Origin of the sequence: Corynebacterium suranareeae, from assembly GCF_002355155.1 — a bacterium.
GTDB classification, from domain to species: domain Bacteria; phylum Actinomycetota; class Actinomycetes; order Mycobacteriales; family Mycobacteriaceae; genus Corynebacterium; species Corynebacterium suranareeae.
Window position 1 is genome coordinate 1652542 of the sequence record NZ_AP017369.1, and the last position, 15388, is coordinate 1667929.

Below are 15388 nucleotides of genomic sequence, written 5' to 3' on the forward strand. Positions count from 1 at the left end.
AGGGTGATTGAGTAGGGTGGAACAGATGAATTCAGATAGCTCACCGGAGGTATGATTGTGGCCGGTTTTGATTGGTTTTGGAAGGCACTCGGTGGCAAATCGGGCAGAAACCAAAAACGTAGCTTGGCAATTGTTGACCAAGCAGAAACCCATGCAGCAGAACTAGACGCATTAGATGATGCAGAGCTTGCGCAGCGTGCACGGGACCTGGCAAGTGGCGGACGAATAGAAAAGCATGCGGAATTTCTAGCTATTTTGGGGGTAGCTGCCCAACGCACCTTAGGGATGCGGCCATATCCGGTGCAATCGCAGGCAGTGTTGCGCCTTATTGAAGGCGATGTGGTGCACATGGCTACCGGTGAGGGAAAGACTTTGGTCGGCGCGATGGCCGCGACCGGATTGGGCTTGATGGGCAAAACTGTCCACGCGATCACGGTCAATGATTACTTGGCAGTACGCGATGCCGAGTGGATGCGGCCCTTGGTGGAATTTTTCGGTCTGAGCGTGGCAAGCATCAGCGAGAAAATGGATGCAGGGGAGCGTCGAGAAGCATATAAAGCCGCAATTGTCTACGGCCCTGTCAATGAAATCGGCTTTGACGTGCTGCGCGATCAGCTTATTACCCGGCGCGAAGACGCCGTGCAGCATGGCGCCGACGTCGCCATTATCGATGAGGCCGATTCGGTGCTTGTCGACGAAGCCCTCGTGCCACTCGTCCTCGCCGGCAACCAGCCCGGCCATGCGCCACGCGGCAAAATTACCGATGTGGTGCGCTCTCTAAAAGAAAACGACGACTACACCATCGACGATGATCGCCGGAATGTCTTTCTCACCGAAAAAGGCTCCGCCAAAATTGAGCAACAACTTGGTCTGAGCAGCTTGTACGACGATGAGCACGTCGGCTCAACGCTGGTGCAGGTCAACCTCGCCCTCCACGCGCAGGCACTACTCATCCGCGACATCCACTACATCGTCCGCGAGGGCAAGGTTTTGCTTATCGACGCCTCCCGCGGTCGTGTCGCCGACCTGCAGCGTTGGCCCGACGGCCTCCAAGCAGCAGTGGAGGCAAAAGAAGGGCTAGCGGTATCTGAAGGTGGCAAGATCTTAGATACCATCACTCTTCAAGCATTAATTGGGCGCTATCCCATGGCGTGCGGCATGACAGGTACCGCAGTTGAGGCAACTGATCAGCTTCGTACCTTCTATGACCTGCATGTTTCAGTCATCGAGCGCAATCACCCATTACAGCGATTCGATGAAGCCGATCGAATTTACGCCACCATGGCAGAAAAAAACCGCGCGATTATTGATGAAATCGTCCTTTTACACAACACCGGTCAACCCGTTCTCGTTGGTACTCACGATGTCGCAGAGTCCGAAGAATTAGCCACTGCATTGCGTGAATTAGACATCGAAGTCAGTGTCCTCAACGCTAAAAACGACGCGGAAGAAGCCCAAATTATCGCAGAAGCTGGCGATATCGGACGCGTGACTGTATCTACCCAGATGGCTGGCCGTGGTACTGACATTCGCCTCGGCGGTGCGGACGAAGCCGACTATGACGAAGTAGTAAAACTTGGGGGACTAGCTGTCATTGGTACTGCTCGTCACCGCACTCAACGCCTAGATAACCAGCTGCGTGGGCGTGCTGGACGTCAAGGCGATCCAGGCTTGAGCCTTTTCTTTGTCTCCCTTGATGATGACGTCGTGGTCGCTGGTGGATCTGGAGAAAACGTCACCGCGCAACCTGATGCCACTGGACTAATTGATTCAGATCGCATCCGTGATTGGGTGGGGCACTGCCAACGAGTAACCGAAGGCCAACTGCTTGAGATTCATTCACAAAGCTGGAAATACAACAAGCTGCTTGCCGATCAACGCGTCATCATCGATGAACGCAGGGCACGCCTTCTAGACACCGATCTAGCATGGACAGAACTAAGCCAGCAGGCGCCACAGCGCGCAAGGGAACTAGAAGAGCTTTCCCCTGAAATACGTGAACAAGCAGCCCGCGACATCATGTTGTATCACCTCGATTTCAACTGGTCAGAACACTTGGCGCTGATGGACGATGTCCGCGAATCAATCCACTTGCGTGCCATTGCCAGAGAAACACCCCTTGATGAGTACCACCGCATCGCTGTGCGTGAGTTTAAAGATCTCGCACAACGGGCAGTAGATGACGCAGTATCAACCTTTACGTCGGTCACCATTGATCATCAAGGCGCACACCTAGATGATGAAGGCTTGGCACGACCATCTGCTACCTGGACGTATATGGTTTCCGACAACCCTCTTGCCGGATCAGGCAACTCAGTAATCAGTGGCATAGGCAATATCTTTAGATAAGCGGATTGGTTAAATATCCTGCTCACGGGGATTTTCCAGGAAACCCTAGGGCTTAATGGAGGGTAACTCCGCACTCAACATCAAGACAAAGGCTATGATGAAAATCGTTAAGAATAATGTCGACACGGAGGAAGTTTAATGAGCGACAACAACGGCACCCCGGAGCCACAGGTCGAGACCACCTCAGTATTCCGCGCTGATCTGCTGAAGGAAATGGAGTCGAGCACCGGAACCGCTCCAGCCTCCACAGGAGCTGAAAACCTTCCTGCAGGATCCGCTCTTCTTGTAGTCAAGCGTGGACCTAATGCAGGCGCTCGATTCCTTCTGGACCAGCCAACCACCACTGCAGGCCGCCACCCAGAAAGTGACATCTTCCTTGATGATGTCACCGTGTCTCGTCGTCACGCAGAATTCCGCATCAATGAAGGCGAATTCGAGGTAGTAGACGTTGGATCCCTCAACGGAACCTACGTTAACCGCGAGCCACGCAACGCACAGGTCATGCAGACCGGCGATGAAATCCAGATCGGTAAATTCCGTCTGGTTTTCCTTGCAGGCCCTACCGAGTAAGACACCTTCTAGGTAGTTTTTGCAGTAACTAGCTGCAAACAGCGCGGTTGCAGGATAGATCGTTATCTTGCAACCGTTTCGTGTATAGAATTCCTAAAAGGCCTTTTTAAAGTCCCCTGTCCGCCCCTTATAAATCACAGCAGGTAGCAGCAACATCGTGAGCGCACTCCGTAAAACAGCCCCAAACGGATCTATCGGCAAATCCGCCACCAGAACCGTTCCGGTGAAACACACCAAAACCATGTCCATTGGCGTGGTTTTGGAACGCTTGAACGCAGAGTTCCCCGATGTCACTGTGTCCAAAATTCGCTTCCTGGAATCGGAAGGGCTGATCACTCCTGAGCGGACAGCCTCCGGCTATCGGCGTTTTACTGAATCAGATGTAGAACGCCTGCGCTACATCCTGGTTACTCAGCGCGACAATTATCTTCCTTTAAAGGTCATCCGCGAGCAGCTAGAAGCCATGGACAATGGCTCGGTCACCGCAATCGTTGGTGGCGCATCTGCTGAACCATTCGTTAGCCCGGAAAAATTTCAGGCACCTGCTATAACACGGCTTACTGACTCCGATGTAGCAGAAAAAGCGGGCGTTAACGTTGAATTAGTCGTTGATCTAGTCAACGCACGCCTGATAAAGCCAGATGCTGCAGGGTTTTTTACCAACGATGACGTAGCAATCGCCAGCACCGCGGCCAACCTAAAATCGATGGGCTTTGATCTGCGCCGACTAAAGTCCTTAGGAAACGCAGCAGCCCGCCAAGCCGATCTTATCTCCCAGGTAGCAACCCCGATTGCCCAGGGTAAAAGTGATGTGGCACGCCAGCAGGCTGAAGAAATGGCACAACAAATGTGCTCCCTAGTTGTATCAATGCATGCCTCATTGGTGAAAAACGCAACTCGTGAGCAGCTTGGATACTGATAGAAAAAATGAGTTTTGTTGAACTTGAATTCCATGGAGTTCACACCATGGAACCAGACGGATTTACCTGCGCGCTTTTTAGATGGAATGAAGGCAATAAAATCCTTCCCATCTGGATTGACGCAGATGACGCCATAAAAATCCAGGCATATCAGGCAGGTTTTGAGCCCACCCGGCCAACCGCACATGAATTGCTTGCAGAAGCCTTCCAACGATTGACCCCATGGGTAAGCTCGCTACAGATTGTCTCCCATTTCGAAGGCGTTTTTATCGCTGCGATCACCACCTCTGGAGGTGAACAATTTGATGCCAGGCCCAGTGACGTCATCGTGTTATCCCAGCTTTTAGAAGTTCCGATTTCTATTGATGAGGAAATACTTCAGCAAAGCTCGTTCTTTATCAACGATGAGAACCTGGAAGAATACTTTGGCATTATCATCGACCGCAGTGATTCCGACAGCAACCACGAAGAAGTATCGGCATCTGGTGATGCACAAGCCGATGCTGATTTCCAGCAACTGATGCAAAGCCTAGGAGTATCAGAAGACGATCTCTTCAGCGCTCCCGATGAACCCGATAACGGCGCAACACCGGAAGACAGACCAGACAATTCCTAAAATGTGACTAATAACACCCTCAGATTTAGTTTTACTGGGGGTGTTTTTTGGCGTGTCTTATGCTTAGGGCTTGACTGTGGTCTAGGGTAGAGACCAGACTATAAGCAAGTTGCATGCTTAGAATTAACAACGGTGTTGTTTTGAATAAAACATTGATACTGACATCGTTGCTGACAAATCGGAGAAACCAGTGTACGAAGACAAAAACTACCAGGGAGAAGTTTTCAACGGCATCCCTGTACAAGAGTCCCTTTTTGAGGTCGGACCCGACGAACAAGTTGGCTACCGAGTACCTACCGCCTGCCAAGTTGCCGGCATTACTTACCGTCAGCTGGATTACTGGGCACGCACCAAACTTGTCGTACCAACAATTCGTGGTGCTCGCGGATCAGGCTCCCAACGCCTGTACTCCTTCAAAGACATTCTTGTATTAAAGATCGTCAAGCGCCTGCTCGATACCGGAATTTCTCTGCAAAACATTCGTCTAGCGGTAGACAAACTCCGCGATATGGGAACCAATGACCTCGCAGAAATCACCCTGGTCTCTGATGGCACCACCGTGTATGAATGCCGCTCCAATGAAGAGGTCATCGATCTTCTTGGTGGAGGCCAGGGCGTATTCGGCATTGCAGTTCCAGGCATTATGAAGGAACTCACTGGCGATATTTCTTCCTTCCCATCTGAGCGTATTGATGAGGAATTTCAGGCAGAGACCATCAACTTTCAAGATGAGCTTGCAGCCCGCCGGAGCCGACGCACCTCCTAAAAGCTAAACATAAAACTCTTGTGTCCTAGGCCCCTCCGAACCTATTGGGCGCAAGGGTTTTTGTTGTCTATATGAATAGATCTGTAACGCTGTATTGCTGTAGAAGGCGATTTAAGGCGTCGGAATATCCAGGATGAGTGTTTGTATGGGTTGGGCTTATTTGGGTACTTACGCGCGATTCTGGAGGCTTATCATTTTGGGGCCAGTGGGGTAGGTGTGAAATCTGGAAGTTTGCCGATCAAGAATTCACCACAAACATGAGTTCTGGCCACAAAATCGAATAAAAATTTGCATACCAGGTACGTTTGGTTGCAAAAATCCACCACAAATGGCAGGAATCCTTAGGTTTGTGGTAGATATTCGCACATACTTACGCTTAAGTGGGTAGTTGGTTCCACGGAGCGATCCCTGCATTTTAGACGTACCGCATTGGGGTTATTGTTCCAATTCCCGGCGTCGCTTCGCTGCAATACGTAAACGAGCTTCGCGTTCGCTTTGCTCTTGTTCGTGGAGTTCCTCAAAAAGTTTTTCATCGGCATCATCTACTTTGAGTAGAAAACGTGCACCCGCTGAGGCAGCGCCACCGATGATGAACACAACCCAGAAATAGGGAACGTGGAGAACAAACAAGCCGAGGAAGAACGCGACCATCACCACAGACCAAATGGCTGAGTCGATCCGTTGGAGTTTCTTTCCTCGCTGCAGTACTAGATCTAGTTCTTTGTCAGCATCATCGTGAACTGGTGTGATAGCGGTACTTGGCTGCTCTGGTAGATCTGAGAATAAAACATCGATATCACCGGCAGTGCGGGCGATTGCTGCAGCTCCGGTTCGGGTGTCGAATTCTTCGATGTCGAGGTAGCCGTCGGCAAAATACAACCCAAGTTTGTCTAGGGCTTGAGATCGCTCAACGTCGCCTATTCGTTGGTTGGGGTTGCCGTCCATAGTTTCAGTATAAGCGCCTGCGTATGCTCGCCCTCTGGCACACAACAAAAGGCAAAGGAAAAACTCCCATTTTGGCAGTGGGCACTGTACAGAATGGGAGTTTTCTAGCGTGATGTTTTAAAGACCAAATGCCTCGCGGAGAGCTGCGTCGATGTGCTCAACAGTAGTTGCTTGGGTGGAGCTGCCGTTGTGGGTCGTGGCGAAATCACTGAGCACAGTATCGATCGGATCGTGGCCCACGTGAATGACGTGTAGTGAGATGTTGTCTGCGAATGCGGCACCAAGATCGTTGAGGAAAGCTTCGTCGGTATATTCACCAGCAGAACCAGAGGTGACGATAACAACGCGCATCGGTTGTCCATCGGGGGAGCCTTCTTTAGCGATTTGGGTTGCTGCGACAACAGACGCGCGAGTCAACGGGACACCGCCGGTGCCAAGACGAACGATTGCTCCAGCTGCGTTTTCTCCACCCGATGCATCAGGGAAGGAGACATTGGCACGCCATCCCTTGGTCACGCCTGGGTTGAGGGGGGAAGAGTAATTGTTTAGCGCAACTTGGTTGCCTAAGCTTCCGGTTTCGCGGGCCAGATTTGCTAGCGAACGGGATACCACAGTGTGGTAGGTCTCTTGGGTGCCGTCGACAACTCGGTCCATGTTGGTGGAGGTATCTACGTTGATGATCGTATCTGAAGGGGAAGCGGGTTCCGCTTCGACGGGTGGTGCTTCGGTAGTTTCAGCAGCAGTTTCTTCAGCTTGGGTGAGGACACTTTCAAGCGCGTCATTATCTGCCCCACCTTTATCGAAGTTGAAATTGCCAAAATCAGATGCAGCGCGAGCTTGATCTTCAGAGATGGTATCATTTGCGTTGGTGGCGATTGCCCAAACTGGTACTTCAGCGCCGTCTAGTGCTTCAAATGTGTAGCCTTCGGGAAGTTCTGCGCCTTCAACTGTGGCAAAAGCAGGGGAGTTTGAGGCACCTGTTGCTGTGACATCTGCATCACGAGCCAATGCTGCGGCAGCTGCCTCGGGGCTATTAGCCATGGCTAGAGCCACAGCTGCAGATGCTCCGGAGTTGGTAGCAACTGGAAGAGCTACTGTGTCGAGATTAAGCGTACTGGGATCTGTGCCATCTGCTACTGCTACACCTCCTTGTGCAGAGGCGACCTGTGGCCAGGAATCCTCCGAAGCGCTAGCTACCGCACCAGTTTCTGAAAGTGCGGTTGCTGCATCTGAACGAGAACCAGCAAAAAGATAGGTAGCGGCTTGGACGTTACCTCCAACGGCTTCTGCGTTGACGCAGAAGTCACGGCTTGTGGGGGCTGATTCATTGTAGGCATCAACGAGCTTTTCCGCTGTGGCGGAATCGCCTCCCACAGGAAGGTTAAGGTCCCCTGAAATGCATTCTTCCGAGGCAGAAGGTGTTGGCACTACATCTTCATCAGAAGATCGGTTGACCAGCCACACCACTAACGCGATGATGAGAGCAATAATGATAACCAGCGCGGTGGTCAGCGATTTGGATAACCTTAAGTTTGAATTTCCACTTGAATGGCGTGCCACGTTTCTCCCTCGCTGTGCTTTCTAGCTACTTCCGACGATAAAAGACCCAAGTCTAATTGTTAGATTTTAGCCTGTAGAGCCTGCTTAGTAATGGAGACAAGCCGGTCACGGATCGGTTTTGCACGTTCCGACAGTTGTCGTTGTCTAGTGACGTATTCTGCTTTGCCTTCTGGGGTTTCAATGGGGACATAGCCAAAGCCATGACCACGAACATCATAAGGAGATGCTTCCATGTCTAAAATGCGGGTATCACGGGCAAGTTCAAAGGCATCCAGCAATAGCTCACCGGGGACGAGCGGGCTTAATTTGATGGACCATTTGTATAAATCCATAGTGGCATGCAGGCATCCGCATTGATCGTTTTGTGGTTGATCTTCGCGTGTGAGCACCGTGAGGTTTAACGGAATCGCAGGTGTAGTAAAGAAACGGTACGCATCAAAGTGGGTGCATTTGATGTTGTGGGTTTCTACCACCTGGTTGGTTTCTTCAGGGCTCAGTCGTAGCGGAAGGTCATGGCGAAGATTGTCAGATTTGTACACCATTGCCCATTCGTGCAGGCCAAAACAATCAAACTGCGCGTGATTATCGCGGGTTGCGGACAAAAGGTCATGGATATACTGCACCGAAGATCCACGTCGTTGCATGTAGGAGGCAAGATCAACCTGGACGCCGGCTGTGTGGTGGAGGGAGGCGTCGACAAGCAAATAATCGCGCATGGCAGCATGCGGCGGCGTGCCTTCAAGGTGTACGCCAAGCCCTGGATGCCAGGTTTTTAAGTGCGCGACGCGCACGGGGTAGTACTCAAAGAGGAAGTCGAAGACCGGGTGCTTGATATGTGCTTGTCGACGCTTCACATGGTCTTTTGTGAATAGATCAGCCCGCGCTTGGTGGGCGCGGGCTTTATCCATCCACTCAGATTCACTGAGCACACAGAGATTAAAAGTGTCCAACACAGTTACTATTTCTAGTCGTCGGAGCTTTCGTGAGTCCAATCGTTGACAGTTCCGACATATTCCTCAATGAGGTCCTCCAAGGTAATGACACCTAAAAGCTCACCTTTGAGGCGAACCTGAGCCATGTGTGCGGAGCGGTGGTGCATAAAATCCAAGACATCATCCATGAGACCATCGGCATCGACGTTGCTTAGAGGACGCAGTGCAGAACGCGGAATGGTTTCAGAAGGATCCATGGTGGGATCTGCAAGCCGCGGCAAAATATCCTTGATGTGGATATAGCCCAAATAGGAACCATCGCGACCGGTCACAGGGAAGCGGGAAAAACCAGTTTCGCGGACGGCTTCTTCTAATTCATAAAGCGTTGGACCTGATTTACCAAAAGCTAAAGAGCGGACATCTTCATCTTTGATCACGAGTTCTTTGACAGAGCGATGCTCAGAACGCAGCGCCTTGGATAAGCGTGCGTGTTCTTCTGCGTCCAACAAGCCTTCAGAACGAGATTCAGAAATCATTGAGGCAAGCTGCTCTGGATCCACGGTGGAATCCAGTTCATCTTTTTGTTCAATGCCAAATGCGCGAAGGGTCAGACGTGCGATCCAGTTCATGAACTCGATCAACGGGCGGGTAATTTTGACGAAGAAAATCAGCACAGGGGCAAGCCACATGCCCAGCGTTTCCGGACCAGCAATAGCAATATTCTTTGGCACCATTTCTCCGAAAAGAATGTGCAACCACGTGATTATGCCAAGTGCGATGACAAAGGAAATCGGGTGGATCAAATCAACTGGCACGCCCCAGGAGGTAAAAGGCACCTCAATAAAGTGAGCAATGGCCGGTTCTGCGACCTTACCCAACAGCAAGGAACACACCGTGATGCCGAACTGTGCTCCGGCCAGCATGATTGAAAGGTGCTCTGTGGCGTAGAGGACTCTCTCAGCACCTTTTTTGCCTTGAGATACCAGTGAATCTAGGCGGTCCCGGCGCGATGAGATCAGTGCGAACTCTGCAGCGACGAAGAATGCGTTAGCGGCAAGAAGTACAATAATTAGCAGGATTGCTGCCCAAATACTCACTTTTCGTACTCCTTTGCCTCGTCATGGGTGATCGGGGTGAGCACCGCTTTGTCGATGCGTCGATCTTCCATGACGGTAACTCGTGCAATCCAGCGGCCTGAGAATCCGGATTCAAATTCATCCATGTTGGGGGTTTCTGTAAGCGGTAGTAAAGCGACATCACCAACGCGTGGAATGGCGCCCATTGCATACATAATCAGTCCGCCCAAAGTTTCATAAGGGCCGTCAGGAGAGATGTATCCTACGCGTTCTTCCAATTCATCGATGCGCACTAAACCGGAGACTTCCCAGCTGGCGCCGAATTGTTGGAAATCACGCTCGGCGTCGGAATCATCGTGTTCATCGTGGATTTCGCCCAGTATTTCTTCCACGACATCTTCAATGGTCACCATGCCTGCGGTGCCGCCGTATTCATCAGCTACCAAGATGACTTGGGAGCCTGCAGATCGCACAGCGTTAAGCACTGAGTCGCCATCTAAGCTGGCCGGTACCACAGGGATTTTTCGGGCTAGATCGCGCACCTTAGTGGTGGCTCGATCTGCTTGGCCGACAGAGAAGGCATCTTTGATGTGGACCATGCCGATGGTTTCATCCAAATCACCTTCGGTGACAGGGAAGCGGGAGTGACCAGTTTCTAGGGCAAGTGCAATGAGATCATTGACGGTGTCGGTGGCACGCAACGATTCGATGGTTGACCTAGGGGTCATGAATTCATCTGCTGTGGCATCTCCGAATTGAAGTGAGCGGTTGATCACTGCTGCGGTGTTTTGATCTAAACCACCGCTTTCTGCCGAACTACGCACCAACGCGGTGAGCTCTTGAGAAGAACGGGCAGAGGCGAGTTCTTCAGCAGGTTCAATACCAAGTTTGCGGACAATAAAGTTTGCAGACTTGTTCATGCCGTTAATAAAGGGCTTGAGAACCGTGTTGAACCAGTTTACTGGGTGAACAACAAACCGAGCCACGCCCAAAGGGTTGGTGATAGCCCAGTTTTTGGGCACTAATTCACCAAACACCATGGATAAGGTTGTGGCCACAAGCAGAGCGATGATTAGTGCTACAGCTGTGCTTGCTGATTCGTTAAGACCGACTAGCTCTAGAAGTGGCGTGAAAAATTTAGCTAGGACAGGCTCTGCGAGGAAGCCTGTGGCCAAGGTGGTGATCGTGATGCCTAGTTGGGCACCCGAGAGCACGAATGACAGATTTTGGTGATCCCTCTGCACCGCACGGGCGCTGCTGTCGCCCTTTTGCTTCACATGTGTTTCTATTGTGGATCTTTCTAGTCCAGTGAGTGCGAACTCAATGGCCACGAAAAGTCCGGTGCTCGCGGTAAGAAGCACGAAGCCTAGCAGTGAGAGGATGCTTATGAGTATGTCCATTAGCGGGGTTTAAGCGTGTGCCTTTTGAGTAGAACCTTTAAAAAGTTTTAACCAAAAAGCGTTTTAGCTCTTGGGACCATCTTTCCTTGAAGTCTGACGCCGAGGGTTGGAGCGGCCTGTTGATTTAGATCCGCTTTGTCCGCGCCTGCGTGGATTCCGGTTGGAACCCTTGGAATCAGAACGGTTGTGAGTGTTTTTTTGTTCCCGTTTCGGCTGTTGCTGACCAGGTGCTGGTAGCGCTTTGCCTGACGGGCGACGTGCACCAGTAATTTTAACCAATTCTTCGGAGTTTTCGTTGACTTTTACCTCAGCGGCTTTCACACCGGCTTTGTGGAAAAGGTCACGGACTTCTTTGATTTGATCATCCATTACCAATGTGACAACTGTACCGGAAGTTCCAGCACGCGCAGTACGGCCGGCGCGGTGCAAATATGCTTTGTGTTCTGCTGGGGGATCAACGTGGACAACCAACGAGACATCATCCACGTCGATGCCACGGGCTGCGATATCGGTGGCTACTAAGACTGGGATGGAACCGTCAGAAAAACCTGCCAGTGCGTTCGTGCGGGTGTTTTGACCTTTGTCTCCGTGGATACCTACGGCATTAACTCCCACGCGGCGTAGCTTTTTCACCTGGCGGTCAACACCGTGTTTGGTGCGCATAAACAAAATGGTTTTGCCTTCACGCGCAGCAATTCTTAACACGATGGCGTTGCGGGGATCGCGTCCACCGACCAAAAGTCGGAAGTGTTCCATGGTATCGACAGCTGCTTGGACAGGAGCGGTGGAGTGGGTGACAGGATCGTGCAGATAGCGATCAACAAGTTTGCTGACGTCCCCATCGAGAGTTGCCGAAAAGAGCAAACGTTGGCCATTTTTCGGGGTGAGATCCATTAGCTTTTTCACTTGAGGCAAAAAGCCCATATCTGCCATCTGATCAGCTTCATCCAAGGCAGTAATGGAAATATCTGCCAGGGAAAGCTTCTTTTGGTTGATCAAGTCTTGGGCACGACCTGGTGTTGCCACCAAAATATCCACCGGTGATGCAAGGGATGAAATATGGCGGTTAATACTTACGCCACCGACAACCTCAAGGATGCGAAGTCCCATCACTCGGGCAGGATCTTGAAGGCGTTCCCGTACCTGAGCTGCGAGTTCACGGGTTGGAACCAAGACGAGGCCACGTGGGCGACCTGGTTTGGACGCGCCGGAACGTGCAAGTCGGGTGATCATGGGAAGCCCAAAGGTGAAGGTTTTTCCGGATCCGGTTGGTCCGCGGCCAAGGACATCTTTGCCGGCCAATGCATCGGGGATAGCTGCTTCTTGGATGGGGAATGCTTCGGTGATTCCCTGGCGACGAAGTTCACGCACGATCTCGTCAGGAAGCTTGAGTTCTAAAAAGGTAGTCATTGTTTATTAACTCTAGTCGTAGCAGGTGAAAAAGTGATCATGAGATCTTTTATTGCTTTTCGACGCCACCCTCCGGCGCCTTCGTTTAGGCAAGGAGAAAACCCCCTGAAGAACAACGATCCTCAAGGGGTTTAGTGAGATGCCTAGTTGAGGCTTTTAGGCTTCAACCTCGCTGCGGTCGCCGGACCACTCGGTGTGGAAGGTGCCTTCTTTGTCGATGCGCTTGTAGGTGTGTGCTCCGAAGAAGTCACGCTGTCCCTGGATAAGTGCTGCTGGCAGACGCTCTGCACGCAGGCTGTCGTAGTAGGACAGGGAAGAAGCAAATACTGGGATGGGAAGGCCAAGCTGGGTGGCTGTGACAATCACTCGGCGCCATGAATCAATAAGGTCGGTGAGCTCGCCCTTGAAGTATGGATCAAGGAGGAGGGACTCTAGTTCTGCATTTGCATCGTATGCCTCGACGATGCGGTTGAGGAACTTCGCGCGAATGATGCAGCCGCCACGCCAGATGGTAGCTAGGTCGCGAGGATCAACGTTCCAGTTGTTTTCCTCAGAACCTGCCTTGATCTCATCAAAGCCCTGTGCGTATGCAACCAGCTTGGAGGCGTACAGCGCGCGACGAACATCTTCGACGAACTGTGCTTTATCTACTCCGAGCGCCTCGAGGTCGGTAAGTACACCGGCAGGGAGGTTACCCTTGGCTGCTGCGCGCTGGCTGGTAGCGCCAGAAAGTGCACGTGCAAAGACAGCTTCGCCAATGCCGGTGGTGGCAATACCTAGGTCTAGGGCAGCCTTGACGGTCCAGCGACCAGTGCCTTTTTGACCTGCAGCGTCAACGATGACATCGATCAGTGGCTTGCCTGTTTCAGCATCAACCTGGGAGAGAACTTCTGCGGTGATTTCAATGAGGTAGGAATCTAAGTCGCCTGCGTTCCATTCCTTGAATACTTCAGCGATTTCTGCTGGCTGCATGCCTGCTGCGTAGCGAAGGAGGTGGTAAGCCTCGCCGATGACCTGCATATCAGCGTATTCGATGCCGTTGTGAACCATCTTGACAAAGTGGCCAGCGCCATCTGGGCCGATGTGGGTGACACATGGGGTGCCATCAACGTTTGCAGCGATGGATTCAAGCAGTGGTCCAAGTGACTCGTAGGACTTTGCTGGGCCACCAGGCATGATGGATGGTCCGTTGAGTGCACCTTCCTCGCCACCGGAGATGCCTGCACCGACGAAGTGGAGGCCACGTGCGGAGATTTCTTTTTCACGACGAATGGTGTCGGTGTAGAGGGCGTTACCGCCGTCGATGATGATGTCGCCTTCATCCATGGCATCTGCAAGTTGGTTGATCACTGCGTCAGTTGCGTTGCCTGCTTGGACCATGATGATGGCGCGGCGTGGCTTTTCCAGGGATGCGACAAACTCTTCAACAGTTGCGGAAGGGATGAAGTTGCCTTCAGTACCGTGATCGGCGATGAGCTTGTCAGTTTTATCGGTGCTGCGGTTGTAGACAGCGACAGTGTGTCCGTTGCGGGCGAAGTTTCGGGCGAGGTTTGAACCCATTACTGCCAGGCCTACAACGCCAATCTGTGCGAGATTATCTCCATTAGTCATGTCATTGATCGTACTTGACCGGGTAGGTCGCTGTCAGCAAAACATGCCTAAAAGGTGTGACCATTTGGGGGTGGGGTGAATTTCCCCAGGTAAACCACATGCAAACGGGATGAGAAAGAAGCAAAATGGACTAAGACTAGAGTATTTAATTATGACTTCTCGCGATGACCAACCCCAGGATCTGCTCTCTCTTGCTGCACTTGCTTCTACCAGAGCACTGACAACCGAGGAATTAGAAGCACTCAACAATGCCAATTATGGTTTAGACCGCCACCTTGGCCTGCGCTACACCACGATTGAACCTGGGCATGTGGTTAGTGAACTCCACGTGGCATCCAAACACTTGCAAGTTGTGGGATTAGTCAACGGAGGCGTCTACGCCTCAATCGCAGAATCTACTGGTTCTGTAGCCAGCATGATCGCTGCTCCCGGAAAATTAGTTGTGGGAGTAAACAACAACACAGATTTTATTTCTTCGGTCACCGCAGGAGTCATCGTGGCAGAAGCAACACCGATCCAATTGGGCAGGCGCACCCACCTGTGGCAAATCGAATGCACCCACCGCGGAGACGTGGTCGCACGCACCACATTACGCACCATGGTGCTTAACAAGTAGACCTATACTTGGGCACCATGACCACATGGAAAGAACTTACTGCTAACAATCCAGCACATTCAGAAAACTACGCACAGCGCTGGAGGAACCTGGCAGCTGCTGGCAATGACATCTACGGCGAAGCACGCCTGATCGATGCAATGGCAGACCGTGGCGCCAAAATCCTAGACGCTGGCTGTGGACAGGGCAGAATTGGCGGCTATCTGTCCAAGCAAGGCCACGACGTTTTGGGAACGGACCTTGATCCCATTTTGATTGACTACGCCAAACAAGACTTTCCTGAGGCACGGTGGGTTGTCGGAGACCTATCAGTAGACCCTATACCTGAATCTGACTTTGATCTGATCGTCTCTGCCGGCAATGTGATGGGATTTTTGGCAGAAGATGGCCGACAGCCTGCACTTGCTCACATCCACGATGCCCTGTCCTCCGATGGACGAGCAGTTATTGGTTTCGGTGCAGGACGCGGCTGGTTGTTTGATGATTTCTTAACCGTTGCCGACAGCGTGGGCCTAGAGCTCGAAAATGCTTATGAATCCTGGGATCTCAAGCCATTTGTCCACGGCTCTGAATTCCTTGTTGCGGTGTTCAGTAAAAAATAGCCAACTACCGGCGTA

Annotated in this window: 14 protein-coding genes; 7 read left to right on the plus strand and 7 right to left on the minus strand. The window is 51.7% G+C overall.

Annotated features, from left to right (window positions below; translation table 11 throughout):
- Nucleotides 1–57 precede the first annotated feature (57 nt).
- The 5 genes from secA2 (at nucleotide 58) to N24_RS07815 (ending at nucleotide 5221) form a co-directional block, all read left to right on the plus strand.
- Nucleotides 58–2349 (plus strand): accessory Sec system translocase SecA2, encoded by a 2292-nt coding sequence (secA2, locus tag N24_RS07795; RefSeq protein WP_096459942.1) that lies wholly within the window; start codon nucleotides 58–60, stop codon nucleotides 2347–2349.
- A gap of 138 nt (nucleotides 2350–2487) precedes the next feature.
- Nucleotides 2488–2919: an oxoglutarate dehydrogenase inhibitor Odhl gene (gene odhI / locus N24_RS07800; protein ID WP_096455814.1), complete on the plus strand. Its 432-nt coding sequence runs from the start codon at nucleotides 2488–2490 to the stop codon at nucleotides 2917–2919.
- A 157-nt stretch (nucleotides 2920–3076) separates the two neighbouring features.
- Nucleotides 3077–3838 carry a transcriptional regulator FtsR gene (ftsR, locus tag N24_RS07805; RefSeq protein ID WP_096455816.1) on the plus strand — a complete coding sequence of 254 codons (762 nt, stop codon included), beginning with the start codon at nucleotides 3077–3079 and terminating at the stop codon, nucleotides 3836–3838.
- An 8-nt stretch (nucleotides 3839–3846) separates the two neighbouring features.
- Nucleotides 3847–4455, plus strand: a complete 609-nt coding sequence (locus N24_RS07810; RefSeq protein WP_096455818.1) for a bifunctional nuclease family protein — start codon at nucleotides 3847–3849, stop codon at nucleotides 4453–4455.
- A 190-nt stretch (nucleotides 4456–4645) separates the two neighbouring features.
- Nucleotides 4646–5221: a MerR family transcriptional regulator gene (locus N24_RS07815; RefSeq protein ID WP_096455820.1), complete on the plus strand. Its 576-nt coding sequence runs from the start codon at nucleotides 4646–4648 to the stop codon at nucleotides 5219–5221.
- A 435-nt stretch (nucleotides 5222–5656) separates the two neighbouring features.
- Here N24_RS07815 and N24_RS07820 read toward each other — a convergent pair whose 3' ends face one another.
- The 7 genes from N24_RS07820 to gndA all read right to left on the minus strand — a co-directional run bounded on the left by N24_RS07820 (nucleotide 5657) and on the right by gndA (nucleotide 14155).
- On the minus strand, nucleotides 5657–6166 hold the full coding sequence (locus N24_RS07820) for a DUF1707 SHOCT-like domain-containing protein (protein WP_096455822.1): 510 nt from the start codon (nucleotides 6164–6166) through the stop codon (nucleotides 5657–5659).
- A 117-nt stretch (nucleotides 6167–6283) separates the two neighbouring features.
- Nucleotides 6284–7666 (minus strand): hypothetical protein, encoded by a 1383-nt coding sequence (locus N24_RS07825; protein WP_096459945.1) that lies wholly within the window; start codon nucleotides 7664–7666, stop codon nucleotides 6284–6286.
- A gap of 119 nt (nucleotides 7667–7785) precedes the next feature.
- Nucleotides 7786–8634 carry a 3-methyladenine DNA glycosylase gene (locus N24_RS07830; protein ID WP_167382172.1) on the minus strand — a complete coding sequence of 283 codons (849 nt, stop codon included), beginning with the start codon at nucleotides 8632–8634 and terminating at the stop codon, nucleotides 7786–7788.
- 56 nt (nucleotides 8635–8690) lie between these two features.
- Complete coding sequence (locus N24_RS07835) at nucleotides 8691–9755, minus strand: hemolysin family protein (RefSeq protein WP_096455826.1); 1065 nt, start codon at nucleotides 9753–9755, stop codon at nucleotides 8691–8693.
- Entirely contained in the window at nucleotides 9752–11134 is a 1383-nt protein-coding gene (locus tag N24_RS07840; protein WP_096455828.1) for a hemolysin family protein, read from the minus strand. Before N24_RS07840 ends, N24_RS07835 begins: the two co-directional genes overlap by 4 nt.
- 63 nt (nucleotides 11135–11197) lie before the next feature.
- Nucleotides 11198–12544 carry a DEAD/DEAH box helicase gene (locus N24_RS07845; RefSeq protein WP_096455830.1) on the minus strand — a complete coding sequence of 449 codons (1347 nt, stop codon included), beginning with the start codon at nucleotides 12542–12544 and terminating at the stop codon, nucleotides 11198–11200.
- A 156-nt stretch (nucleotides 12545–12700) separates the two neighbouring features.
- Nucleotides 12701–14155 (minus strand): NADP-dependent phosphogluconate dehydrogenase, encoded by a 1455-nt coding sequence (gene gndA, locus N24_RS07850; RefSeq protein ID WP_096455832.1) that lies wholly within the window; start codon nucleotides 14153–14155, stop codon nucleotides 12701–12703.
- 151 nt (nucleotides 14156–14306) lie between these two features.
- Here gndA and N24_RS07855 point away from each other — a divergent pair, with 151 nt between their 5' ends.
- Nucleotides 14307–14771: a PaaI family thioesterase gene (locus tag N24_RS07855; protein ID WP_096455834.1), complete on the plus strand. Its 465-nt coding sequence runs from the start codon at nucleotides 14307–14309 to the stop codon at nucleotides 14769–14771.
- 17 nt (nucleotides 14772–14788) lie between these two features.
- Entirely contained in the window at nucleotides 14789–15373 is a 585-nt protein-coding gene (locus tag N24_RS07860) for a class I SAM-dependent methyltransferase (protein WP_096455836.1), read from the plus strand.
- The last annotated feature ends 15 nt before the right edge of the window (nucleotides 15374–15388 follow it).